Below are 25,825 nucleotides of genomic sequence, written 5' to 3' on the forward strand. Positions count from 1 at the left end.
TCAAGATCATTTTGGCTATTTGTTTATTTAAAAAGTATTTATAAAAATGTACTTCACATATTTATACAAAAATATCTCCCTACTATATGGGTGATAGTAGGGAGATTAAACTATGTGCTACTTTACTCTCTGTGATTTGGATCGTTAGGATTATATGGTTTGTCTATATTTGGTGATTGTTCATGACCAGTTGGTTCATCTTCTGACTCATCTTCGTGATGATTGTCGTCACCTTTATGATCTAACGATTGCTCTTTACGAACATCTTCGTATGATTTGCCATATTTACCTTCATCAAATTCAGAATTTGTTTCTTTAACAACTTCTGCTGAATTGTAATCAACCTCTGGCAATTTACCTTCATGGAATAATGATTGAATTTGTTCAGCAACCAATGTTTCTTCTGTAAGTAAAGTTTTAGCAATCAGTTTCAATTGATCTTGATGCTCTAATAAGATTTCTTTACAACGCTCATATTGCTCTTTAACTATACGTTGTACTTCTTTATCAATTTCGTAAGCGATTTGACCTGAATAATTAGGTTCACCTTGCATGTCTTTACCTAAGAATACTTGGCCGCCACCGCTACTAGAGAATTGTAATGGTCCAAGTTTTTTACTCATACCGTATTCAGTAACCATAGAACGTGCGATTTGAGTCGCTCTTTCAAAGTCGTTAGAAGCACCAGTTGATACTTCACCAAAGTTAATATCTTCTGAAACTCGACCACCTAATAAACCACAAATTTTGTCTAATAATTCTGGTTCAGTCATTAAGAAACGGTCTTGTTTAGGTAGCATCATTGCGTAACCACCTGCTTGTCCACGTGGAACAATTGTTACTTTGTGTACAACTTCTGCTTCATCAAGCACCATACCGATAATCGTATGACCTGCTTCATGGTGGGCAACAATATTTCGCTCTTTATCAGAGATAACACGTGATTTTTTAGCAGGACCAGCAATAACTCGGTCAGTTGCTTCCTCAATATCACGCATATCAATTTTGTTCTTACCTTCACGAGCTGCGATTAACGATGCTTCGTTTAATAAGTTTTCTAAATCAGCACCTGAGAATCCCGGTGTTCTTTGAGAAATAGCTTTTAAATCAACTGTTTCATCAAGCGGTTTGTTTTTAGCATGAACATGTAAAATGGCTTCACGACCTTTAACATCTGGACGACCTACTTGAATTTGTCTATCGAAACGACCTGGACGTAATAACGCTGGATCTAAAATATCAGGACGGTTTGTTGCAGCAATCATAATGATACCTTCATTCTCGCCAAAGCCATCCATTTCAACTAACAATTGGTTCAATGTTTGTTCACGTTCGTCGTGTCCACCACCGACACCAGCACCACGTTGACGACCTACTGCGTCAATTTCATCTATGAAAATAATACATGGAGCATTTTTCTTAGCATTTTCAAATAAATCACGTACACGGCTAGCACCAACACCAACAAACATCTCAACAAAGTCTGAACCACTAATTGAGAAGAATGGTGCACCAGCTTCACCTGCAACTGCACGTGCAAGTAATGTTTTACCAGTACCTGGAGGACCTACAAGTAAAACACCTTTCGGAATTCTAGATCCCATTTGCTTGAATTTCTTGTTATCTTTTAAGAAATCTACTATTTCAACAAGTTCTTGTTTCTCTTCATCTGCGCCTGCAACATCTGAGAAACGAACACGACGTTTACTACTATCGTACATTTTAGCTTTGGATTTACCAAAGTTCATCATACGACCACCGCCGCCTCCACCTTGGGCTTGGCTAAGGAAGAAAATAAATAATAAAGCAATGATTAAAACAGGAATTAATGTTGTTAAGATACTAACAAATACACTTTGTTCTTCTTCTTCTTTAACTGTAAATTTCAATCCATCTTGTTTCTTAGCTGTATCAGTGATTTTTTGCAAATCTTTTTCATTATTAAATAATATTGTTGATGAATAATCTTCACCATTTTTTGTTTTACCACTTACCATGTATACATTTTGCTCAGGTTGGATTTCTAATGATTTTAAATCGCCTTTATCCAATTTATTAACAAATTGCGTATATGTAAGCTGTTTTGGCATATTTCCATTACCATTTAAGAAAGAAAACAGGCCAAATATGATAACGCCTATAATTGCGATAACTAGCACATTGCGAAACGCTTTCTGCATGTGACATTTCCTCCTACTTCCAATAATAAAACTAACAAAAATTGTAACACAATACATCTTTAGCAGGCTACTATTTCAACTTTAGTATTGGTTTAACAATTTTAGTCAATTTCCACTATAGAGATTTTTATTTTTCTTAATATCGTGACTGCAAAATATCTCATTCAATTATATTTTTACGATTTAAATCGAGTCTACACTACATTGATGTTGAATCATAGCAAAAAACATCGTGTCCAATGTATCGATTTAATTCGATTTGTCTTATGAATACACTTCCGGTTTTAACGTACCAATATAAGGTAAGTTTCTGTAATGCTCACCATAATCTAATCCATATCCGACTACGAACTCATCCGGAATTTTTTTACCAACATATTTAGCTTCAATATCAGCTTTTCTACGATTTGGTTTGTCTAATAAAGTAACAATTTCTAATGAGTTGACTTTACGAGATTCTAATAGTTCAGTGATAGATTTTAATGTAGTACCAGTTTCTAAAATGTCTTCTATGATGAGTACATCTTTATTTTCAATTGATGAACCTAAATCTTTAATAATTTGAACTTCCCCAGTAGATTCGGTACCACCGTGGTAACTCGAAACATCCATAAAATCGATTGATAAGTGTGTATCAATGCGCTTAATTAAGTCAGTCATAAACATAACCGACCCTTTTAAGATACCAACACAAACAAGTGGTTTACCTTGGTAATCTTTAGTTAACTGTTGTCCTAAATCCTTACAAATCGCTTGAATCTCTTCTTCACTTAATACGATACTTTTTATATCCTCGTGCATTTGTTATTCATCTCCAATATTTCTAATATTTATATAATGTTTATAGTCTTTATTCATAAACAATTGACCTACAGCAATTATTTTACCTTCTGCATTGATAACAACTGGTAAACGATTTCGTTCAATAGCATCGATTTTTTTATCAATTAACAATCGACTTACTTTTTTATGTTTGCCAGTATAACCATTTAATAAAAAACGATCGCCATTTTGACGTTGTCTTATTGTTAATGGGAACTGATTGAATGGAAAGTCAGGTTGTATTTCAATCTCATAATCACCAAAACGATATGTATGAGGTACTTCGATGACTTGTGTTGAATTCACGTCGCTCATTTCTGTATTAGCCATTATTATTAATGTATCATATGCAATTTGAATTATCCATTTATCTGTTATATCAATTATGAATTGTGATTTTTGACTTGAAATTTGATTAAACCATGATTGATACATTTTATCAGATATCGCTTTAGACAATGCTATCTTTTCAAATAATTGATCAAGTACATGTACCTTCACATTATCTGTTAATCGATTAAATTGGTCTCTTGGAATCACTATTTTATCTAGATTCTCTGAGACTCGTACTACTTCTTTGATAAAGTGATGCGCCGATTTTCTAAGTGTAGCTAATTCTTGATCATGCCATGATTTTAATTTTAATAAGTGTGCTACGTCTAGTTGTTGATTATCCATTACTGCTGGTATGATACGATTTCTTATATCATTTCTGACGTATACATTGTTATGATTAGATACATCTTCAAAAAATGGAACGTTATATTGATTTTGATAAGATTTGATTGTAGCTTTTGAGATGTCTAGCATCGGACGAACAAGTTGATAACTGACGCGTTGAGAAGTATAAGCAATGCCTAAATGGCTACGTGTGAATCTACCTGTAAATAATCTATAAAAGATGGTTTCAATTTGATCATCTCGATGGTGTGCAGTTAGTAGCACACTGGCCCCAAGTTGTTTCATAATATAATCAAACCACTCGTATCTGTATTGGCGAGATATGTTTTGAATACTGTTCCCCGCTTCAACCGTTTCAGATAAATCTAGTCGTTTGATATAATACTCGATCCCATGTTCTTCACAATATGTTTTAAAAAATGCCTCTTCTTCTATGGATGCTTGTCTTAACCCGTGATTGATATGAATACATGTCAATTTGCTATATGTATGTTGATATTCGTTTAATAAAAGATGCAGTAAACACATACTATCTATACCTGTTGATACCGCTAAAACAATATGATCCTGTTCCGACCACCCTGTAGCATTAAGTTCCATCTTACCTCTCACCTCCAAGCATTTAAATAACCTATCATCAATACATTGTTACAATAAAAATAGACTGCTCCTTCATCAAGAAACAGTCTTAGGTTGTCTGTTATTCAAAGTAATTAGCAATACAAAAGCTATGTTAAGTTATTGCAACAGACTTGGTTTATGAAATTAACGTCTTGAACCTTTACCACCACGTCTAGATTCAGTTTGACGTTTAATAGAAGTTAATTTATCTTCACTATCTTTTAAGAAGTTACTTAATTTCTTTTCAAAGTCTTCGCCTTTTGGAGCTGGTTTACTTTGATGTGATTTATTATTGTGCTGTGGTTTACGTTGTGGACGGTCTTTCGCCTTTTTGATTGAAAGACTAATTTTGCCATCATCCGCGATTGAAAGTACTTTAACCTCTACTTCATCACCTAAAGATAAATGATCTTCCACATTTTCAACATAGTTGTCAGCCACTTCACTAATATGGACTAAGCCACTTTTTCCTTCAGGTAACTCAACGAATGCACCGAATTTTTTAATACCAGTGACTTTACCTTTAAGCTTATTTCCTACTTCGATTGACATATTCTAAATAAATCCTCCCGATTTCATTCGATTTTAACTTTATTATATTCCTGTTGAAGCAATTTCACAATGCTATAATGCGATTATTTTATTTCTCTTTAATTAATTATTCTCATCTGAAGATTTAGCCTTAGAGGATTTATTATCATTTGGCAATCTGAAAATCACTTCACCTTTATTACTTAAATAATAATCATCTCGTGCCACTTTTTCGATATAATCTTTATCATTCAAATTATTTAGTTTTTCTTTCAATGCGATTTCTTCGTCTTGTTGTTTTTGAAACTGCTCTTCTTTATGTTTTCGCTCCACTGCATCCTTTTCGTTGCTGTGTTTTTGGAAGACAAGCATAATGCATAATAAAATGATAATCGCAAGCATGATACCACCAAACAATGCGATTCTTCGACGTACAACACGCATCATTTTACGTTGTCGTTGTTTTTTTTGGTTCTCTTTCGATGTATATTGATTACCGATATTTTCAACTTTATTATTCATAGCTTGTCACCTCACTTTGTCTATTCAGATTCATTAATACGTTCTTCTTTGACTAATTCATACATACCTTTAGCATTTTCTTTAGATGCATGTTCATTTAATCCTGTTACATTAACGGTTACAAGTTTTTGGCCGAAACGAATAACGAGTTCATCTCCAACTTTAACATCTGTACCTGCTTTTGCTACATTACCATTAATCGTAATACGTCCTTGGTCACTAATTTCCTTAGCTAATGTACGACGTTTAATTAATCTAGACACTTTTAAAAATTTATCTAATCTCATTGATGAGTCTCTCCTTGCTCTAAAAATTGTTTAAGAGCCACTTCGTCAAAATCTTTATTTTTTGTTTTATCATACAATGACATGAAATGGTCTGCAAATACTTTCTCGAATTTCACACGAGGTTTTTTACCTTCATTAGATTTAGCAGTTGACCAAATTGTTTTTAAATCCTCTATGGATTCTGCAGATTCATCACTAAATATATGTGGATGACGACGAATCATTTTAGCATTTAAACTTGCTACTACTTCTTTTATATCAAAATAGCCTTCCTTTTTACCGATACTAGTATGCAATAATACCTGTAAAAGTATGTCTCCTAATTCTTCCACCATGTGCCAATCGTCTTCATTATTGATAGCCTCAAACAGTTCAAATGTTTCTTCTAACAGATAACGTTTTAATGTTTGATGTGTTTGAACTTTATCCCAAGGACAACCTTTTTCATCATCAACAAGTAAATCAATCGTTTGTTCAGCAAAGTTAAAGTCATTATATAGTGATTCATCTGCTACAATTTTAGGCACAAAGACACTTGTTAAATTGTTGAACGTAGTGTCAAAATGATCTAACTCGAATAAAGGACATTCAGTTACTTGTGCATCACCACTACGTGCACCTGTAACAATTTTGACCATATGATCATCGGGATAGCGTTCCATTAACGTCAACTTGATATCTGCTGCTACCATTGCACTATATACTTGAGTTATCAACGTATTAGTGCGAACATTTAGTTTCGCTTCTTCTAACGCGGTACCATCTAGTAATGTGAAACCATCGTTAGGTTCTACTGCAACCGCTTCGAATACATCATCAATGAAACTTTTCCCACCTAATACCTTCACTTCTATATCATCATTCTGAGCATGATACGCCATTAACTTAGCAGTGGTCGTTTCAGCGACACGAGGATGCCCTGGCACAGCGTATACAATATTCGATTGTTGTGCTTTATTAATCAACTGTTCGACAATGTTATCGTAAACAGCATCAAACTGCTCATTCGCTTCGTATATATCATCAAAGCTCTCAAAATCAATTTCATCTTTAAGTGCCTCAATGACAGGGTGCTCGAGCGTTCGTGCATATATTTTGTCTTGCTTTTGAATAAATCGATATATACCTAAAGGCAAATCATCGATATCATAGTTTCCTAAACCAATAATCGTAATTGTATGCGTCATGAACGACTTCCTTTCTTAAAGTGATATAACTTGTCTCCTAAAGGTAAAAATTTCAATTCCCTATAACTTAGGACATTAAAAATACCGACGTATATCATAAATACACTTACACCAACTATGGCACTAATTAATAAAGAAATTAATCCAATTAAACGTCCACTAGACGGTAAGATAGTCATCATCAGTTGAACAATAACTGACATTATAAACAACCCGCCCACTAATTTTATAATAAATTTACTCATTTGATTAAAATGATAAGATTTCAAGACGGCATGGTGAAGTATACTCGCAAAGATAATTAACGATAATACTGTACTTATACTAGCGCCTAAAATGTGAAGTTGATAAATGAAAACTATGTTGAATATTGCCTTAGATAATAAACCAACTATAAAACCAATCACTATCGGTTTAATTTGATTGAGTACTTGCAATAATGCAATATCCATCATAATCAATGATACACCAATAACCGTTAACATATAAACGCATAACGTTACTGTCTCACTATCAGTCTTGAAAAACACTTTATTCATAAGAGGTAAGACATTTATCAAACCTATACCTGCGGCTGAACTAATCAATATAGTTATTTTTAATGAAGCGTTAGCATATCTATTCATTTGAATCGATTGCTTATTTTGAATAGCTTCGGTTAATAAAGGAATTAAGACAAAACTAAACGTTGTTGTTACAATTAATCCCATTTGAATAAAGGAAGCCCCTCTATCATATACACCTTTTTGTTTGATAGCCGATTCAAAAGGTAGTCCTGTCATTTTCAAAGTACGGATGACAGTAAAACTATCTGCGACTTGCCACAAAATAACAATCAACTGACTTAAAGCAAAAATAAGAATAGCAATCAGTAACTGGGACCATTGAATTTTTGCTACTTTAGCATTCCATTTTAATTTAAACGGACGTTTAGATACCAAATATAGCGTTGAGCCTAAAAAGCCGATTGAAGAAGCAATGATTGATAATGAGCCAGCTTGATATATAGTCCATTGTTGTGTCAAAAATAGGAAAATAGCCATCATAATAAATCCTACTCGAATAAATTGTTCTATAACCTGGGAAATAGCTGGTACGTTCATATCCTGTCTGGACTGAAAATATCCTCTTAATACACCTAACACACCTACAAATACGAAACTAAAGCTAGCCATTCTAATCATAGGTGCTAAATGTCCATCACCCATTAAGCGTGAAATAATGCCTGCACACCCAAATACAATCAAACATATGCCTAAGCCTACACTTTGTATAATAAGTAGCACTTTAGAATAGTATTCTGAACGGTGGTCCATACCTAAGTTTTGCGTCACTGCACTTGGAATAGCATTCATAGATAAAATCAAACCTAAAGCTACAATAGGATAAACCTGTTGATACGCATACAGACCTTCATCTCCAAGTATATTTTGATAAGGCACTCTATAGATTGCACTTAATACTTTAACGATGACTAACGCAAGCGTTAATATCACTACACCATTAAATGCTGATTTATGTTTCATCTTTAATACTCATACTTTCTTCAATACATTTCACTAAGAATTTTAAGTTGTCTAGCCATTGTTTAGATTTAGTGAGCGTCACTTTCATTGCACCATTCTCTACGCCAACTTTCATCGTTCTTCCAAGTGGTTGTGTATTTTTAAATAATGCCTCTCCATCAATATCAGCAGTAGATGTCTCAGATAAGAAGATTTGAATTTGTTTACCCATATCTTTAATTTTTGTAATACCTGCATGCAGTGCATGGGTTTTAATTTCTACTATGTCTAATAAACGTTCAACTTCAGTTGGATAATCATTAAATCGATCGATTAATTCATCTTTAATATCCATGAGTTGTTCTTCTGATTCTACTTTACGTAATTTCTTATAAATTTCTATTTTAGCTTGTTCATTTTGAATATACTCCGCTGGTAAATAAGCATCTAAATTCAGTTCAACCTCTACGTCCGGTACATCTGGTGTTTCCTCTTTGATACCACGTTTCTCATTAACTGCTTCTTCAAGCATTTGAGAGTATAAATCGAAACCAACCGAATCGATAAATCCATGTTGTTGTTTCCCGAGTAAATTACCAGCACCTCTAATATTCAAATCGCGCATAGCTATTTTAAATCCTGAACCTAATTCGGTAAATTCTTTAATGGCTTGTAGTCTTTCTTCAGCTGTTTCGTTTAACACCTTATTTGCAGGATGAAGGAAATAAGCATATCCTATTCTACTTGAACGACCAACGCGACCACGTAGTTGATACAATTGACTTAAACCGAATCGATCCGCTTCTTCAATAATCAATGTATTCGCATTTGGTACATCGACACCAGTTTCAATAATTGTTGTAGTAACTAAGATGTCGTATTCATGATTAATGAAACTGAGCATTGTTTCTTCTAAATCTCGTTCAGTCATTTGCCCATGTGCCACTGCAATGTTGGCATCTGGCATTAACATTTGAAGTTGCTCTCTCTTTTCATAGATGGATTGAACTTTATTATATAAATAGAAGACTTGTCCATCTCGAGATAATTCACGTTCTAATGCTTCTTTTATAAAGTTGGTGTTTTGCTCTAAAACGTAAGTTTGCACTGGGAAACGATTTTCAGGTGGTGTTTCGATAACTGATAGATCACGCACACCAAGCATACTCATATGCAAGGTTCTTGGTATTGGCGTAGCTGTTAACGTTAACACATCTACATTATTTTTTAGTGTCTTAATTCTTTCTTTATGACGCACACCAAAACGTTGTTCTTCATCGACAATGAGTAAACCTAAATCTTTGTAATGGATATCTTTGCCTAATAACTTATGTGTTCCTACAACAATATCTACATAACCGGATTTAAGTCCTTCTTTAGTTTCTTTCACTTCTTTAGTTGAACGGAATCTACTAATCAATTGAATTTCAACAGGAAAATCTTGCATACGTTCAATTAATGTTTCGTAATGTTGTTGAGCTAGTATCGTAGTAGGTACAAGAAACGCGACCTGTTTACCTTCCATGACAGCTTTGAAAGCGGCACGAACAGCAACCTCAGTCTTACCATAACCGACATCCCCACATAACAAGCGATCCATTGGACGTTCGCGTTCCATGTCACCTTTTATTTCTTCTATGGATTTACTTTGGTCTGGCGTTAGCTCATATGGGAAATCCAATTCAAACGTAGACTGTTCTTCAGTGTCTGGACCAAATTGATAACCAACTGACATTTCTCTTTGTTTATATAAATCGATTAACTCATCTGCTATATCTTCAACACTTTGTTGAACTTTAGCTTTCGTCTTTTTCCATTCAGTGCCACCTAGTTTATTTAAACGAGGCGATTTGTCTTCGGAAGCCACATATTTTTGAACTTGATCCATTTGATCAACTGGAACGAACAATTGGTCTGTACCTTTGTACTGTAACTTAATATAGTCTCTATGTTGTTCTCCAACTTCTAAAGTTTCTACGCCTAGATATCGTCCTACACCATGATGAACATGAACCACATAGTCTCCAACATTTAAATCTTGGTATGACTTAATTTTTTCTGCATTCGACATTGTTTTAGTACGTTTACGTTGCTTTTTCTGCTTGGTCTTGAATAATTCTCTTTCTGTTATAACCACTAATTGCATATAAGGTAATTCAAAACCTTCAGACAGACTACCTTCGACAACAACTGCTTGACCACTTGTTGAAGCCTGATCAATATGTGTTACAACGGGTATATGCATTTCATTAAGCATAGATTGTATACGCTCAACCTTCGTCTCTGTTTCGACTAAGACTACTATCGCATAGTCATTATGGATAAATCTTTGGAACTCAGAACGCATGATGTCATATTGACCATAGAACTGTTGTACTGGTTTACAAGAGAATTTAATAATATGGTCTAATTCCACAGGCATAGAAGAAGTGAATAGCGTAAAATAAGCCACCGGTCGTTCATCTAATAAAGTTTCAAAGCCATCATATTGCATAAAACTTTGACCAATAAACCCATTACCACTTTCAATCAAGTTACTAATAAAATCATCAACTTCAGTCGTTAACGTTTCTTCTGTTTCTTTAATACGATTATATTCGTCAACAGCTATCACAACATCATTTGCAAAATAATCAATAATTGTTGATGGTTGATCATACATAAATGCCACCAAACGTCGTAATAATTGATGATCAAAGAACGTAGATTCAAAAAGTTTGAAACTTTCATATGTCTCTTTTAAGTCATTTCTCACAGATTTTTCAATTTTGGGTCTTGTATCTTCATAAGCGGCTTTTAATTGTGTTTGTAAATGACTAATCACTTCATCAGTTATAATATAGTCACTTGCTGTAGTAATATCTACTGATTCTAAGTTATCGTTAGAACGTTGTGTTTCCACATCGAAATCACGAATTGAATCTATTTCTGTATCAAATAATTCAATTCTAACAGGCGATCCAATTAAGGGATAAATATCTATAATGCCGCCTCTAAGCGAGAATTCACCAATGTGAGAAACAACACTTTCTCTACGATATCCCATATTGACTAATTTATTGAGAAAATCGTCAACATCAATATCATCACCGACATTCAATGTCATTTGATGATTGCGCCACATTTCTACTGGTGTTAACCACTTTTTCAATCCATTTAATGGAACAATAAATAACCCTTTTTCTCCATGAGCAAGAGCAGTTAGCGTTCTAACACGCTCGCTCATAAGTTGAGGGCTTTGTGTAGAAAATTCTTCGGTCATAATATCTTGAACTGGATATTTATAAATTTCTTCGCCGCTGACATATTGTAATATATCCGCTTCAATTTTATCAGCTTGATACAGATTATTAGTTACTAACAGCATTTGCTTTTGATCAGCTAAATATTTTTCAGCAATAATGGTTGCTTTTGCTGATGGTGATAGACCCGTAACTAAAATATTATCTTGGCCAAAAACCTGGTCTAATTCCTGAAAGCGTTTATCTTCTTTTACATAGTTAGAAATAACTTGTCTCAATTCACTTCACCATTATATTCATTCATCACATTGTCAAATCGAGATGTTTCTATAAATGATTCTACGGCATTAGCTGAATGTTCAATGACTTTCTCCATTGTAATCATTTCTTCTTTAGAAAAGCGTTGAAGTACATAATCAGGAACAGACATACCATTCGTTGGTCGACCAACACCAATACGAATTCTCTTAAATTGATCAGTGCCAAGCATTTTTATAATTGATTTCATACCATTATGACCACCTGCACTACCTTTTTGACGTAAACGTACTTGACCTTGTTCTAAATCTAAATCGTCATATAATACAATCAAATCATCTACATCAACATTGTAGTAATCCATTAATGGTGCAACAGCTTCACCTGACAAGTTCATCATTGTCATAGGTTCAATAAGCAGAACTTTGTCACCATTCATTCTTTCAATAGTATATGCGCCTTTGAATTTTTGTTTGTCCAATGTGAAACGATGTCGTTCTAGTATATAGTCAATGACTTCGAAGCCAATATTGTGTCTTGTTAATTCGAATCGTTTACCAATATTGCCAAGACCTACAATACATTTCATATGTCGTTACCTCCATGTTTATTCTTTATTTATTAAGTGACCTTTTTAATCTACATAATCATTGATCCAATTCATCTGTTAATCTAACGGATGCTTTACATCAAAATATCTTAGTCACAAATTTTATAATCATTCCCTATAATAACACAAAAAGCACTATGCTTATTAATATAAGCATAGTGCCCGTTAAGAAAGTTAAGAAACTTTATAAGACCTTATTCATTAAAATAATAATCTTATTCTTCTTCTTTATTTTCTTCTTTTTCGTCGTCTTTTTCTTCACCAACACGTTCAGGTTCTTCAGTAGCTGCTTCGCCTTCCATAGCTTCTACTTCTTCTTCAGTAGGCTCATCTGTTGGAGGTACTACAGTTACGATAGAATCTTCTGGTTCGTTTTCAATAGTGAAGTCACCAGATACTTTAATATCAGAAACTGAATAGCTATCGTTGATATTTAATTCAGTGATATCAACTTCAATTACTTCTGGGATATTATCTGGAGTTGCAGTAACTTCTAAGTTGAATAATGGTTGTTCAACTACGCCGCCTTCTTTAGCGCCTACTGCTTCACCAACTAATTGAACCGGTACTTCTACAGTACGTTCTTCAGTCATGTTGATAGCTAAGAAATCGATATGAGTGATTTGGTTTTTCAATGGATCATATTGGTAATCTGATACCATTACTTTGATTGATTTAGAACCAACACCTAATTCGATAACACCGTTACGTCCTACTTCACGGATAACTTTGATAAATTCAACTTCATCAACTTTAACTGAAGTATTTTTTGTTCCGTAACCATATACAACTGCAGGTACTTTACCAGCATTTCTTAATTGTTTAAGGTCAGAACGTGTTTGTTTACCTTGACGGATGATTGACTTTAATGAAGTCATTCTATTTCCACCTTTCATTTTTCGCTCTTTCACGAGCTCCTCACTTACCCATCAACATCATTCGTTGCTTGCAAGTGTTTATTTATTCGTATAATCACGAACGAATGTATTATACACGCTTATATCACTTTCGTCAAACTCATTTAACAATTTTAGTCAAATAATACACTTACTGATTCTCTTTCATAAACTCGGATAATGGCTTTACCGATTAAACCAGCAACTGAAAGTTCTTTAGTATTTGTAGGTTTGCGACTTTCTTCTAATTGAATTGAATTTGTTACGATTAGTTCTTTAATTGCTGAATTCTCAATACGTTCTTTAGCTGGACCTGATAATACAGGGTGTGTACAACATGCATATACTTCTTTAGCACCTTTGTCTTTTAATGCTTGTGCTGCTAACGTAATAGTACCAGCTGTATCAATAATATCATCAATAATGATGGCTGTTCTACCTTCAATATCGCCCACAATATTCATTACTTCGGCTACGTTTGGTTTTGGACGACGTTTATCAATAATTGCAATTGGAGTTTTTAAAATGTCTGCCAATTTACGTGCTCTTGTTACACCACCATGGTCAGGAGAAACAACAACACATTCTTCTGGGTTAATGGCAGGATCATTTTGGAAATGTTGCGCTAAAATAGGTACGCCCATTAAATGATCAATTGGAATATCAAAGAAACCTTGGATTTGAGGTGCATGTAAATCTAAAGCAATCATGCGATTTGCCCCTGCAGTTTCTATTAAATTGGCTACTAATTTAGCAGTAATCGGTTCACGACTACGTGCTTTTCTGTCTTGACGAGCATACCCATAATAAGGTACTACGATGTTAATATTTGCCGCTGATGCACGTTTACAAGCGTCAATCATAATAAGTAATTCCATTAGATGTAGATTAACTGGGTATGAAGTAGGTTGGATAATAAACACATCGCAACCACGAATACTTTCTTCAATATTGATTTGGATTTCTCCATCACTGAAACGCTTAACAGAACACTTACCTAATTCAATCCCTACATGATCTGCAACTTCCTGTGCTAAAGGTTCATTACCTTTGAGTGAAAAGATCTTTAGCGATGAATTCTTATATTCATTATTTAACATTTATAGTCCTCCAATTATTTACTTACACAACTACTATTATATAGAAAATTAAACTTGATTACTATGCCAAAGTCGAAATACTAATTTTACATATTCATTTCAGTTATTTATTTTTGTTGCTTAAATAACCATCTTTATTAACTTGTCTTGCTCGTGCCAATGCTAAACTTTCATTTGGGATATCATCAGTAATTGTTGAACCTGCTGCTATAAGCGAATGATCTCCAACAGTTACTGGTGCAATTAAGTTTGTATTACATCCAATAAACGCATCTTTACCAATCACAGTTTTGAATTTATTTACACCATCATAGTTAACAGTAATAGAGCCACAACCAATATTTGTACGTTCGCCAATAACCGCATCGCCAATATAACTTAAATGAGATACTTTAGCACCGTCTTTAAGTTCAGCTTTTTTCACTTCTACAAAGTTACCTACTTTAACATCTGCACCTAATTGAGCGCCTGGTCTCAACTGTGCAAACGGACCAACATTCGTATATTCGCCTACTTCTGAATCGTTGATGACTGATTGTTTAATATGTGCATGAGATGCAATAACGCTATTATTAATTTCTGAATACTGTCCAACTGTAACTTCGTCTCCAATTACAGTTGAACCATTAATTCTCACGCCAGGTTCAATGATTGTATCCATACCAATTTTTACATCCGGCCCAATAAATGTGCTATCTGGATCAATGATTGTCACACCATTTCTCATATGGAATAAATTAATACGTTTTTGTAACGCTTTTTCAGCTTGACTTAACATCACTCTATCATTCACACCCATAATCTCTTCGAAATCATCAGTGTGATATGTACTTGCTCTACCATTTTCATTAATAATTAAAGAAATCACATCTGGTAAATAATATTCTCCTTGTGCATTATCATTCTTAACTTGTTCTAACTTTTCAAATAAAATTTTGTTATCGAACGCAAAGATTCCAGAACTTATTTCAGTAATTGCCTTTTCTTCTGTGTTAGCATCTTTTTCTTCTACAATTCGTAATAAATGCCCTTCGCTATCTTTGACAATTCTGCCATAGCCTGTTGGATGGATTGCTGTAGCAGTTAGAACTGTTGCTTGAGACTGAGATGATTCATGTCTCTCGATTAAAGATGTAAGTGTTTCTGATGTAATAAGCGGTGTATCACCACACACAACTAGTGTTGTTCCCTCTTTATTTACTAAATGAGATTGTGCCATTTTTACTGCATGTGCTGTCCCAAGTTGCTCTTCTTGAAAACTATAAAGTGATTGATTACCTAATGTTTCTTTTACACTTTCAGCACCGTGACCAACAATTGTAATTAATTGGTTCACACCTGATTGTTGAACATTTTCAACCACATGTTCTATCATAGTTTTGCCAGCGATCTCATGTAACACTTTGTATTTTTTTGATTTCATTCTAGTGCCTTTACCCGCTGCCAATATTATTGCATGTCTTTGCATGAATGCTAACCCTCCATTAAATATACACTTCGTTATTATTATAATTTAACCGCTATCACTCTTTCAACATATAACCTACCAAGTCATAAGCACCAATTCTTACGATTGTTCTACATTTTTAATATATCCATGATGACTCGATTTATATAGGTTCACTTTTATTACTTTTGACAAATTACTTTCAAAATTTAAGAAGTCAATTCAACATAATTAGAAGGGGGATTAGGGGCTCATTTAAAAGATGATGAAAATGTAAAAACAGAGTCAACACATTCTGTTATGTCGACTCTGCAATGTAATTTTTTATATTTAAGCTTCGTTAGATTCATCAGACTCGCCTGATGTAGCGTTTTTATCTGGAATCACTTCATCAGTTTCATCATATACTTTCATCACTGCATCTTGAATCTCTTGTCTCATTTCTGAGTTGATTGGATGCGCGATATCGCGGAATTCACCATCTGGTGTGCGTTTACTTGGCATTGCGACGAATAGACCTGAATTTCCTTCAATCACACGTAAATCGTGGATTACGAATGCCTCGTCTAGCGTGATAGAAACAAGTGCTTTCATTCTACCATCTGTATCTATTTTTCTAAGTCTTACATCTGTCACTTTCATGTAGTGAGCCCCCCCTAGTATATCTTTGTTTTATTAGAAGCTTGACAATTGCTTAAAAGAAAAATTATATCCTTTATTTAACTTTACTAATCAATTCAATTTCTACTTTAACATCTTTAGGTAGTCGCGCTACTTCGACACAACTACGCGCTGGTTGATGTTTATCAAAATAATTTCCATATACCTCATTTATATATTGAAAATCATTCATATCAGAAATAAAAATAGTTGCTTTAACAACATTTTCTAAATCTGAACCGGCTTCTTTAAGTACCACAGATAAGTTTTCTAAAACTTGTTTAGTTTGATCTTTTACATCATCACTTACAATTTCCCCTTCTAAATTAAGTGGAATTTGACCTGATGTGTATACTAGACCATTTACTACTGTAGCATGTGAATAAGGTCCTAATGCTTCCGGTGCTTTGTTTGTGTTAATAATTTCCATGATGTGATTCGCTCCTTTAAGAAAATTTAGACAAGCTGTTGCCTGGCTCTACTTTAAATTTCTGATTATATTCATCGACATCTGATAGTCTTACCAAGGAAGTATAATCTTCTATTAATCTTTGCTTTACTTCTTTCGATTCTACAAGTACTGATACCCCTTTTACGTGTGCTTTAAACTCATTCATTAAATTCATAACACCGTTGATTGAGCCACCTGCTCTCATAAAATCATCAACAACGAGAACATTAGAATTCTCAGCTAATGTGCGCTTGGATAATACCATCGTTTCTATCTTTCGAGATGAACCTGAAACATAATTAATAGAAACCGTAGATCCTTCAGTTACTTTATTGTCTTTTCTAATAACCACTACAGGTAAATTTAATACGTTTGCAACTGCATTGGCAAGCGATATACCTTTAGTAGCAATCGTTACAACAGCATCTAATTGTTCATCCATATATATACTTGCTATCATCTTACCTACTTTGTTTAATAATGTAGGATTACCAACCAAGTCAGATAAGAATAAATATCCACCAGGCAGAAGTCTATCTTTTTCATCTAATAATGAGATAACTTCATTCACGACTTCTGTTGCTTCTTCTTTACTCATCATAGGTTTATACGTTACCCCACCGCTTGCGCCAGCAGTGGTAATGACCGTACCTAATGCTTCTTTTTGGAAAGTACTTTTAATAATTTGAACATCTTCGCTGATTGACGATTTCGCTTGTTGAAATTTATCTACAAAGAATGTTAATGGAATCAGTTTGTTTGGGTGATTCATCAAATATTGTGTCATAAACACAATCCGTTCACTTCTTTTATATCTCATTATTTCCAACCCTTCTATCCTAATAATCTAACTAAATATACTTCATTACAACAACCATTTACTGCGTTATAAATATTTTTAGCCTGACTTTCTTTTTGTGCCAATCCGTAAACTGTCGGACCACTACCACTCATTAATGCGCCATCTGCACCACATTGAATCATGTTTTCCTTAATCTTTTTGATTTCTGGATGCATCTCCATAGAAATCGGTTCTAATCTATTAGATAAACTTGAGCATAACTTCTTATAATCCGATCGTTTTAAAGCTTCTATACAATTTTGAGTAAATACTTCATGCGTGAAATTTAAATCCAAAGCTTTAAATACGTCCGGTGATGAGATACCTAAATTAGGCTTAGCTAAAACAACCCAAGCAGAAGGAGGCTTGTTCAAAAAAGTTACTTTTTCACCACGTCCTGTACAGTAAGCAGTCTTATTGTATATACAAAATGAAACATCTGTCCCAATTTGACTACCAAGTGCACATAATTCATCTAAAGATAAATTTAAACTGAATAAGCGATTCATACCTCTCATCGTAGCAGCCGCATCTGCTGAGCCACCTGCTAAACCAGCCGATACTGGAATATCTTTATCAATTGTAATCGTCACACCTTGTTTCAAATCATATACCTTTGTCATTAGTTCAGCAGCTTTATATGCTAAATTTTTATGATCGTCAGTTACAAAGTTGTGTTCGATTTCAACAACAATCTTCTTATCATCTCTTTTTTGAAAAGATAATCGATCGTTTAAATCTACAGTAGTCATTATCATTTCAATCTCGTGATATCCATCGTCTCTTTTAAAAAGTGTATCGAGCGTAAAATTTATTTTGGCAGGTGCCGTTTCATATATCATTTTTCCGCCCTCTCTTCGTAATCTTAATAAGATGATTTTAACATAAAGGGATAAAAGATTTGATAGATAATGTTCATTTTTTTCACAAATAATTATATCATTCATTATTGGAATATAATAAAAAAGTATTAAATTACAGTATGTATGTTATTAATGTGTTTTTCCTATAGTTCTAAAATTTATTTATCACTTCAAAAGTATAAAAAAAGAGTATTGAACATGTTGCTCAATACTCACCTTAATATAATATAAAACTTAAATTGATAGAGTAGATACATCTACATCTATGTCATATGTCTTATTAGTGTGCAATTGCTTCTTGATGATTATCTTCTTCAAATGAAACTTGTACGTTCTCAGTTAACACATCAGTGTATGTATAAGATACTCTTTCGAAGTTATGCTTGTCTTGATCAAGTTCAACGACAAATACTGATGGGTATGTTTCTTTTAAAACACCAGAACGTTCGATTGTTTTCTTACGACCACCATTGGCTTTAAGTACAATACGATTTCCTAAATGACAATCAATAGAATTTTTGATGTCCAAAATTGATTTTGGCATATTGCTCCACCTCGCTACAAGTGTTATATTACCATGTTTATAGCGATTTTGTCAAATTAAACTAAAATTTTATCAAGGTAATTAAGGTTTGTCAACAATTTAATTTATTAATTCTGGGAAATTATTTAATTCTTTGTAAAGTTGAGCGAAATCTTGAATTGACAATGTTTCGCCTCTTCGTCTAGGGTCGATATTCGCTTTTTCTAACCAACTTAGTATACTCTCTTTATGTTGTTTTCCCTCTTTAAAGAAATTTTGATAATTATTATTAATAGTCTTTCGTCTTTGTGCAAATACAGCTTTTGCTAATTTAAAGAATGCTTCTTCATCATCGATATCTACTAACGGTGTTGATCTTTGCATTAATTTAACCACTATAGAATCTACATTAGGTGGTGGCATAAATACGGTTTTAGGCACTGTTAGGACTTTACTTGTTTCAGTATAATACTGCGTCACAATCGATAACGAGCCATAAGCTTTTGTACCCACCTCTGCATTTAAACGTTCTCCAACTTCTTTTTGCATCATCACGACATAACCATCTATTGGTATGTCTTGTTGCATTAAATTGAGTAGTATAGGTGTCGTTATATAATATGGCAAATTAGCCACAACCATAATTTTATCGCAGTCTTTTAAGTGTTCATTTACTGCTGTAGCGATATCGGCTTTTAAAATATCTTCGTTAATAATTGTGACATTATCGTATGGTGCTAATGTGTCCTTTAATACTGGTATTAGTCGATGATCGATTTCAAATGACATTACTTTTTTAGCATGTTTAGCTAATTGTTCGGTTAACGAGCCCATACCTGGCCCTACTTCTATTATGCCTGTAGTTTCATCAATATCACTAGCATCGATGATCTTATTAATAATATTAACGTCTACTAGGAAGTTTTGTCCCAAACTTTTTTTGAAATCAAATCCATATTGGTCTAATAATGCTCTTGTACGAGATGGTGTAGCTATATCTTTATGCTCCATATCTTTATTCACTTCCCTTATTTTCATTTAATGCACGTCGTACATCTTCTTCTGTATATCCAAAGGCATTCAATTTTTTCAACAGTTGCTTACCATTAGAATGCCCAATATGTAATTTTCGACCTAGAATTTCTCGTCGTCTACGAGCATCATGCCCTATAATAAGTTCTAATTCGATTAATACATTTTTATCAATGGATTCTTCAGCTTCTTCAAAAGGGGAACTAACATGCATGAGAGCTTCTTTGATATCATCTACATGTGCATGTTCAACACCTATTTTCCCCCTTTTATTTTTAGCTTTTTCTCTGTCTATATATGCGTGTTTTACCCCAGGCACACGGTCTTTGATCGTATTTCTTATTTTGTCACCAGGAAAATCTGGATCGGTTAAGATAATAACGCCTCGTGTTTCTTGTGCCTGCTTGATAACTGCTATCACATCATCATCAACTGCACTACCATTCGTCTCTATTGTATCGCATTCAACCGCAGATTTAACACGTTGTGTATCATCCCTGCCTTCTACGACTATAAATTCATTTATTTTCATATTTTTAATTCCTTCTTCATTTTAATGAAAATCGTGATTCATCTTATTCTAACAAAATATCATAAATAACACTGCCTTCAGTCTTAATTTAATAAAAAATGAGAAAGATATCCAATTAAATGATACCTTTCTCAATCTAATATTTATGCTTGATTTAAATTAAATAGTCTCTCCGCATTTTCTGTTGTCTGACGACATACCTCTTCATAACTCATATCTCGTAATTCAGCAATTTGTTGTGCAACTAATGTTACTCGTTGTGGTTCATTACGTTTGCCTCTATATGGATGTGGTGATAAATATGGTGCATCTGTTTCGACTAATAATCGGTCCATCGGTACATGCTTGGCAACTTCTTTAGGTTGTTTCGCATTTTTAAATGTGACTGGACCACCTAATGAAACGTAAAAGTTTAATTTATTGATGACAACATCAGCAATTTCTGGAGAGGCACTAAAGCTATGCATAATACCTCCAACTTCTTCCGCGTGTTCTTCCATCAGAATATCTATACAATCCTGTGTTGCTTCACGGTTGTGAATAATGATTGGTAATTGTACACGTTTAGCTAAAGCAATTTGCTTTCTAAAGACTTCTTTTTGAACATCAGCAGGAGACTTATCCCAGTGGTAATCTAATCCCATTTCACCAATGCCAATAATTTTAGGATGTTTTGATAAGTTTTCTATCCATTCTAATCTTTCTTCAGTACAATCGATGGCGTCTACTGGGTGCCAACCGATGATACCATATACAAAGTCATATTTATCAATCAATTCCATTGTACGTTCAATAGTTGGTGTATCAAAACCAACAACAAACATACGATCAACGCCATCTTCTCTCGCACGAGTGATGACATCATTTAAATCTTCATCATATTGCTCATCGTTCAAATGAACATGTGTATCAATTAACATGATTATCCTCCTAGTTTAAAAGCATGATTACTTGATGACTGCACCATTTGGAATAGCATTTGGCAAGCTAATCAATGTTAACACACCATCTTTTTCGGCTGATAAAATCATGCCTTCAGATTTTTGTCCCATTAGTTTCGCAGGTTTTAAGTTAGTTACTACAGCAACTTTTTTACCGATAATATCTTCAGGACGATAGAATTTCGCAATACCAGAAACAATTTGTCGTTGTTCATTATCTAAATCTACTTGAATTTTTAGTAGCTTATCTGATTTCTTAACATTTTCAGCATCAATCACTGTCGCAGCTTTAATTTCTACTTTATCAAAGTCTTTAATATCAATCATATCTTTACTTGGAACGTCTTCTTTTTCATCAGATTTTGGTGGTTGCATTGACTCTTTGATATAAGCAATTTCCGCTTCAGTATCCAATCTAGGGAATATTGGTGTTGGCTTAGTTATTACAGTGATAGGTTCTGTTAAGGATCCATATGTCGCTAAACTTGAGAATTCCATTAACTCTGGATTATTAATATTTAATTGTTTAAATATTTCTTTTGGTGCATGTGTAATAAATGGACGCAATAATACAGTTGCAAAACGGATGTTTTCAACTAAGTGTGCCATCACATTACCTAACATATCTTTTTGACTTTCATCTTTCGCTAAAACCCATGGTGTTGTCTCATCAATATATTTATTAGTACGGCTAATAAATTTCCAAACTGTTGATAAAGCAACTGAGAATTGTAAACTCTCCATATTTTCATGGAATTCTTTAACTGTTTCAAGTGCCATAGCTTCCATGTCTTCGTCTAATTCATGTTTAGGACCTTGATATGCAGGAAGCTCACCTTGGAAATATTTATTAATCATTGAAATTGTACGGTTCACTAAGTTACCTAAATCATTAGCTAAATCATAGTTTGTACGTTCAACAAACGCTTCTGGTGTAAACACACCATCTGAACCAAATGGTAATTCTCTCATTAAATAATAACGTGTAGCATCTAATCCATAACGATCAATTAATACATTAGGATCAACAACATTACCTTTCGACTTACTCATTTTACCGTCTTTCATTAGAATCCAACCATGTGCAAAGACCTTCTTAGGTAATGGTAAATCTAATGCCATTAATAAAATTGGCCAAATAATTGAATGGAAACGCACGATTTCTTTAGCCATCAAGTGGATATCTGCTGGCCAATATTTGTTAAATAACGTTTCATCATCTGATAAATAACCTAGAGAAGAAATATAGTTCACTAATGCGTCTATCCATACATAAACAACATGTTTAGGGTTTGAAGGCACACTAACGCCCCAGTTAAAAGATGTACGTGAAACAGCTAAATCTTCTAAACCTGGTTTAATAAAGTTGTTAATCATTTCATTTTTTCTTGAAGGTGGTTGAATAAAGTCAGGATTTTGATCATAGAATTCAAGTAAGCGATCAGTATATTTCTTAATATTAAAGAAATAACTTTCTTCTTTTACCAATTCTACTTCATGACCTGAATCAGGACTTTTTCCTCCAACAATTTTGCCGTTTTCATAAACAGGTTCAACTAATTGTGACTCTGTATAGTATGTTTCATCTGGTACTGAATACCATCCCTCATACTCGCCAAGATAAATGTCGCCTTGTTTTAATAAACGTTCGAATACTTTTTCAACGACTTGCTTATGTCGTTCTTCTGTAGTTCGAATGAAATCATCATTTGAAATTTCTAGTTTATCCCATAAACTTTTGATTCCAGCGATCATCTCATCTAAATATTCTAATTCTGTTTTACCAGCTTTTTGAGCTTTTTCTTGAATTTTTTGACCATGCTCGTCTGTACCTGTTAAATAACGAACATCGTATCCTTGCATGCGTTTATATCTAGCAATCACATCACCTGCTACAGTTGAGTATGCATGCCCAATATGCAAGTTACCACTTGGATAATAAATTGGGGTTGTTATATAAAATGTATCTTTAGCCATCAAAGGTCCTCCTCGTTTCTTACATGTTAAATGATATCTAAATTTATTTTGCTTTTCAATTGTGTACCGTTCTTACTGTACCTTACTCATCACAATACGTTATTACTATCAATTGTTTATTATATTATCTTTACTACAATACCATAATTTAAGGCATTATGGGGGGTGAAAATCTGTATTAATTCACTCGATACAATGAACTTTGCTCAATTCTTAAACTTATGCAACTTTAATCAACTTGATGATAAATATTATATATTTCACTAGTTTTACTTTGACGATCTTCTGCAACCATTTTAATCGCTGCTTTAGGTTTAATATTTTTTTCTTTGATATAGTAATCGACATGTTCTTCGATAGACATATCATCAAACCATGCAGTAGAAATTTCAGCTTCAGCACCTTCAATTAAAATGACAAATTCTCCTTTTAATGGAATCTCATTATTATGTAACATGGTTAATAATGTATTCACATCTGCAGTTACAATTTGCTCAAATTTCTTTGTCAATTCTCGCCCTAATGATACTCGTCTTTGAGAATCTATTTTGCCAATCACTTTTAGCGTATCGGTTACTCTATGAGGTGACTCATATATAATAAGTGTACTACTTTGATACATTCGTTCTGATAGTATATTTTGCTTTTCTTTATCTTTTCTAGGTAAAAATCCTAAAAATGTATACGTAAATGATGGGAGACCACTTGCCATTAATGCTGTCAAGCCTGCATTAGGTCCTGGTATCGTTTCTACTTTGATGTCATGTTGACGTGCCTCTACTACTAATTCATACCCTGGATCACTAATCAATGGTAAACCTGCATCCGAAACTAATGCAATATCTAGTCCAGACAATAACTGTTCAATCATAAATGATGTCTGTTGGTCTTTATTGTGCTCGTGATAGGATTTTAGTGGCGTCTTAATATCATAATGATTACATAATTTACGTGTAACACGTGTATCTTCACATGCGATTAAATCTACTTGTTGAAGTGTGTCTATAGCACGATATGTAATATCGGCTAAATTGCCAATTGGTGTTCCTACTAAAAATAATGTAGTCATACTATCCCTCTTTAATCAATTTTAGTTTCTTTTGTCGTGTGAAGGTCTTAATTTCATACTCTCTTTTTAACGCTTCCGACTTAGTAGAATATGTTTCTTGATAAACCAACTCTACCGGACGTCTTATTTTTGTATATTTAGCACCTTTACCTTCATTATGTTTCGCCACACGTGCCTGTATGTCTTTAGCATAACCTGTATAGAGGCTTCCATCTTTACATTTTACGATATATACAAAATGATTATCCATAATATATACCCTTCATTTCTTTTGAGTACGTACCATCTTCTTGATAAATATAAAATGGCTTTGTAATATCTAAACCTTGGTTCCCCGACTTTCTACCTTCTATTAAAATCGTTTGTGCGTCTCTATCATGCTTACTATAAACAAATGTTAATCGCTTTGGCTCAATATTAGCACGTCTCATTTCAGTTAGTACATCCATCATTCTTTCAGCTCTGTGTACCATATATAATCTTCCGCCTTGCTTTAATAAATGCCTAGCAGCCATTAAGCAATCTTCTAATTTACATAAGATTTCATGTCTAGCAACTTTATGCGCTTCTTTTTGATGTTGATGCAACTGATTATCTTTGAAATATGGAGGATTGCATGTAACAACCGTATATTGTGAAGGTTTGAAATGATGATATACCTTTTTAACATCCATTTGATGCATGAGTAATCGATCATCTAATTGATTATACTTAAAACTTCTCTTCGCCATATCCACAAGTTGTTGTTGAATTTCGATACCTTCAATAGTCTGGCTACCTTTATGAGAAAGGAGCAGTGGTATAACGCCGTTACCTGAACATATATCGATAATTTTGTCTTTTTTTCTAATTTCGGTAAAATCCCCTAACAACAAAGCGTCAGTTGAGAATGAAAACACATCATCATTTTGGATGATTTTCAAATCTTCTTTAATTAGTAAGTCTAACCTCTCATTATCCTTTAACATTTATCTTTCTCCTAAAAAAGGGACGTTGTTATAACGTAGTCTCTATCATCGTCTACTCATAACACATCCCTGTCATCTT

General features: G+C 33.7%; 25 protein-coding genes. All 25 read right to left on the reverse strand.

Translation table 11 applies throughout. The features are described 5' to 3' along the window. Positions 1 to 122: 122 nt before the first annotated feature. Positions 123 to 2,180: an ATP-dependent zinc metalloprotease FtsH gene (ftsH, locus tag JX000_RS10920; RefSeq protein WP_206140702.1), complete on the reverse strand. Its 2,058-nt coding sequence runs from the start codon at positions 2,178 to 2,180 to the stop codon at positions 123 to 125. Between the two features lie 264 nt (positions 2,181 to 2,444). Then, the gene (gene hpt / locus JX000_RS10925) at positions 2,445 to 2,981 is read right to left on the reverse strand and encodes a hypoxanthine phosphoribosyltransferase (RefSeq protein WP_124227644.1); all 537 of its coding nucleotides are present in this window, start codon (positions 2,979 to 2,981) and stop codon (positions 2,445 to 2,447) included. A gap of 3 nt (positions 2,982 to 2,984) precedes the next feature. After that, positions 2,985 to 4,283, reverse strand: a complete 1,299-nt coding sequence (tilS, locus tag JX000_RS10930) for a tRNA lysidine(34) synthetase TilS (protein ID WP_124227643.1) — start codon at positions 4,281 to 4,283, stop codon at positions 2,985 to 2,987. 165 nt (positions 4,284 to 4,448) lie between these two features. After that, positions 4,449 to 4,856: a S1 domain-containing RNA-binding protein gene (locus JX000_RS10935; RefSeq protein ID WP_002451742.1), complete on the reverse strand. Its 408-nt coding sequence runs from the start codon at positions 4,854 to 4,856 to the stop codon at positions 4,449 to 4,451. 102 nt (positions 4,857 to 4,958) lie between these two features. Continuing rightward, positions 4,959 to 5,357 (reverse strand): cell division protein DivIC, encoded by a 399-nt coding sequence (gene divIC, locus JX000_RS10940; RefSeq protein ID WP_002451741.1) that lies wholly within the window; start codon positions 5,355 to 5,357, stop codon positions 4,959 to 4,961. Positions 5,358 to 5,377: 20 nt separating this feature from the next. After that, positions 5,378 to 5,644 carry an RNA-binding S4 domain-containing protein gene (locus JX000_RS10945; RefSeq protein ID WP_002451740.1) on the reverse strand — a complete coding sequence of 89 codons (267 nt, stop codon included), beginning with the start codon at positions 5,642 to 5,644 and terminating at the stop codon, positions 5,378 to 5,380. Next, positions 5,641 to 6,831 (reverse strand): MazG nucleotide pyrophosphohydrolase domain-containing protein, encoded by a 1,191-nt coding sequence (locus JX000_RS10950; RefSeq protein WP_206140703.1) that lies wholly within the window; start codon positions 6,829 to 6,831, stop codon positions 5,641 to 5,643. The genes JX000_RS10945 and JX000_RS10950 overlap by 4 nt, the downstream gene beginning before the upstream one ends. Further along, positions 6,828 to 8,357 (reverse strand): polysaccharide biosynthesis protein, encoded by a 1,530-nt coding sequence (locus tag JX000_RS10955; protein ID WP_206140704.1) that lies wholly within the window; start codon positions 8,355 to 8,357, stop codon positions 6,828 to 6,830. Before JX000_RS10955 ends, JX000_RS10950 begins: the two co-directional genes overlap by 4 nt. Next, the gene (gene mfd / locus JX000_RS10960; RefSeq protein WP_002451737.1) at positions 8,347 to 11,856 is read right to left on the reverse strand and encodes a transcription-repair coupling factor; all 3,510 of its coding nucleotides are present in this window, start codon (positions 11,854 to 11,856) and stop codon (positions 8,347 to 8,349) included. The genes JX000_RS10955 and mfd overlap by 11 nt, the downstream gene beginning before the upstream one ends. After that, a complete protein-coding gene (gene pth, locus JX000_RS10965) occupies positions 11,853 to 12,425 on the reverse strand; it encodes an aminoacyl-tRNA hydrolase (RefSeq protein WP_002451736.1) in 573 nt (190 codons plus the stop codon). The genes mfd and pth overlap by 4 nt, the downstream gene beginning before the upstream one ends. Before the next feature lie 236 nt (positions 12,426 to 12,661). Continuing rightward, positions 12,662 to 13,324, reverse strand: coding sequence for a 50S ribosomal protein L25/general stress protein Ctc (locus JX000_RS10970; protein ID WP_124227641.1), 663 nt, complete (start codon positions 13,322 to 13,324; stop codon positions 12,662 to 12,664). A 152-nt stretch (positions 13,325 to 13,476) separates the two neighbouring features. After that, positions 13,477 to 14,442, reverse strand: coding sequence for a ribose-phosphate diphosphokinase (locus JX000_RS10975; protein WP_002451734.1), 966 nt, complete (start codon positions 14,440 to 14,442; stop codon positions 13,477 to 13,479). Between the two features lie 103 nt (positions 14,443 to 14,545). After that, complete coding sequence (glmU, locus tag JX000_RS10980; RefSeq protein WP_107533007.1) at positions 14,546 to 15,910, reverse strand: bifunctional UDP-N-acetylglucosamine diphosphorylase/glucosamine-1-phosphate N-acetyltransferase GlmU; 1,365 nt, start codon at positions 15,908 to 15,910, stop codon at positions 14,546 to 14,548. A gap of 309 nt (positions 15,911 to 16,219) precedes the next feature. After that, positions 16,220 to 16,531, reverse strand: a complete 312-nt coding sequence (gene spoVG / locus JX000_RS10985) for a septation regulator SpoVG (protein WP_002451732.1) — start codon at positions 16,529 to 16,531, stop codon at positions 16,220 to 16,222. 73 nt (positions 16,532 to 16,604) lie between these two features. After that, positions 16,605 to 16,979, reverse strand: coding sequence for a RidA family protein (locus JX000_RS10990; RefSeq protein ID WP_002451731.1), 375 nt, complete (start codon positions 16,977 to 16,979; stop codon positions 16,605 to 16,607). Positions 16,980 to 16,995: 16 nt separating this feature from the next. Further along, positions 16,996 to 17,820 (reverse strand): pur operon repressor, encoded by an 825-nt coding sequence (purR, locus tag JX000_RS10995; RefSeq protein ID WP_002451730.1) that lies wholly within the window; start codon positions 17,818 to 17,820, stop codon positions 16,996 to 16,998. Between the two features lie 14 nt (positions 17,821 to 17,834). Next, positions 17,835 to 18,683, reverse strand: a complete 849-nt coding sequence (ispE, locus tag JX000_RS11000; protein ID WP_002451729.1) for a 4-(cytidine 5'-diphospho)-2-C-methyl-D-erythritol kinase — start codon at positions 18,681 to 18,683, stop codon at positions 17,835 to 17,837. A 301-nt stretch (positions 18,684 to 18,984) separates the two neighbouring features. After that, complete coding sequence (veg, locus tag JX000_RS11005; RefSeq protein WP_002451728.1) at positions 18,985 to 19,248, reverse strand: biofilm formation stimulator Veg; 264 nt, start codon at positions 19,246 to 19,248, stop codon at positions 18,985 to 18,987. 99 nt (positions 19,249 to 19,347) lie between these two features. Further along, positions 19,348 to 20,238, reverse strand: coding sequence for a 16S rRNA (adenine(1518)-N(6)/adenine(1519)-N(6))-dimethyltransferase RsmA (rsmA, locus tag JX000_RS11010; protein ID WP_206141010.1), 891 nt, complete (start codon positions 20,236 to 20,238; stop codon positions 19,348 to 19,350). A gap of 4 nt (positions 20,239 to 20,242) precedes the next feature. Beyond that, complete coding sequence (gene rnmV / locus JX000_RS11015) at positions 20,243 to 20,791, reverse strand: ribonuclease M5 (RefSeq protein ID WP_206140705.1); 549 nt, start codon at positions 20,789 to 20,791, stop codon at positions 20,243 to 20,245. Positions 20,792 to 20,934: 143 nt separating this feature from the next. After that, complete coding sequence (locus tag JX000_RS11020) at positions 20,935 to 21,711, reverse strand: TatD family hydrolase (RefSeq protein WP_002451725.1); 777 nt, start codon at positions 21,709 to 21,711, stop codon at positions 20,935 to 20,937. 27 nt (positions 21,712 to 21,738) lie between these two features. Continuing rightward, positions 21,739 to 23,709 carry a methionine--tRNA ligase gene (gene metG / locus JX000_RS11025; RefSeq protein ID WP_075778450.1) on the reverse strand — a complete coding sequence of 657 codons (1,971 nt, stop codon included), beginning with the start codon at positions 23,707 to 23,709 and terminating at the stop codon, positions 21,739 to 21,741. Between the two features lie 229 nt (positions 23,710 to 23,938). Further along, positions 23,939 to 24,778 carry a 16S rRNA (cytidine(1402)-2'-O)-methyltransferase gene (gene rsmI / locus JX000_RS11030; RefSeq protein ID WP_049425329.1) on the reverse strand — a complete coding sequence of 280 codons (840 nt, stop codon included), beginning with the start codon at positions 24,776 to 24,778 and terminating at the stop codon, positions 23,939 to 23,941. A gap of 1 nt (position 24,779) precedes the next feature. Then, a complete protein-coding gene (locus tag JX000_RS11035) occupies positions 24,780 to 25,028 on the reverse strand; it encodes a GIY-YIG nuclease family protein (RefSeq protein WP_002451722.1) in 249 nt (82 codons plus the stop codon). Beyond that, positions 25,021 to 25,746, reverse strand: a complete 726-nt coding sequence (locus JX000_RS11040) for a tRNA1(Val) (adenine(37)-N6)-methyltransferase (protein ID WP_075778451.1) — start codon at positions 25,744 to 25,746, stop codon at positions 25,021 to 25,023. The genes JX000_RS11035 and JX000_RS11040 overlap by 8 nt, the downstream gene beginning before the upstream one ends. Positions 25,747 to 25,825 lie beyond the last annotated feature (79 nt).

Origin of the sequence: Staphylococcus sp. SB1-57 (assembly GCF_017086425.1) — a bacterium.
In the GTDB taxonomy this organism is placed as follows: Bacteria; Bacillota; Bacilli; order Staphylococcales; family Staphylococcaceae; genus Staphylococcus; species Staphylococcus warneri_A.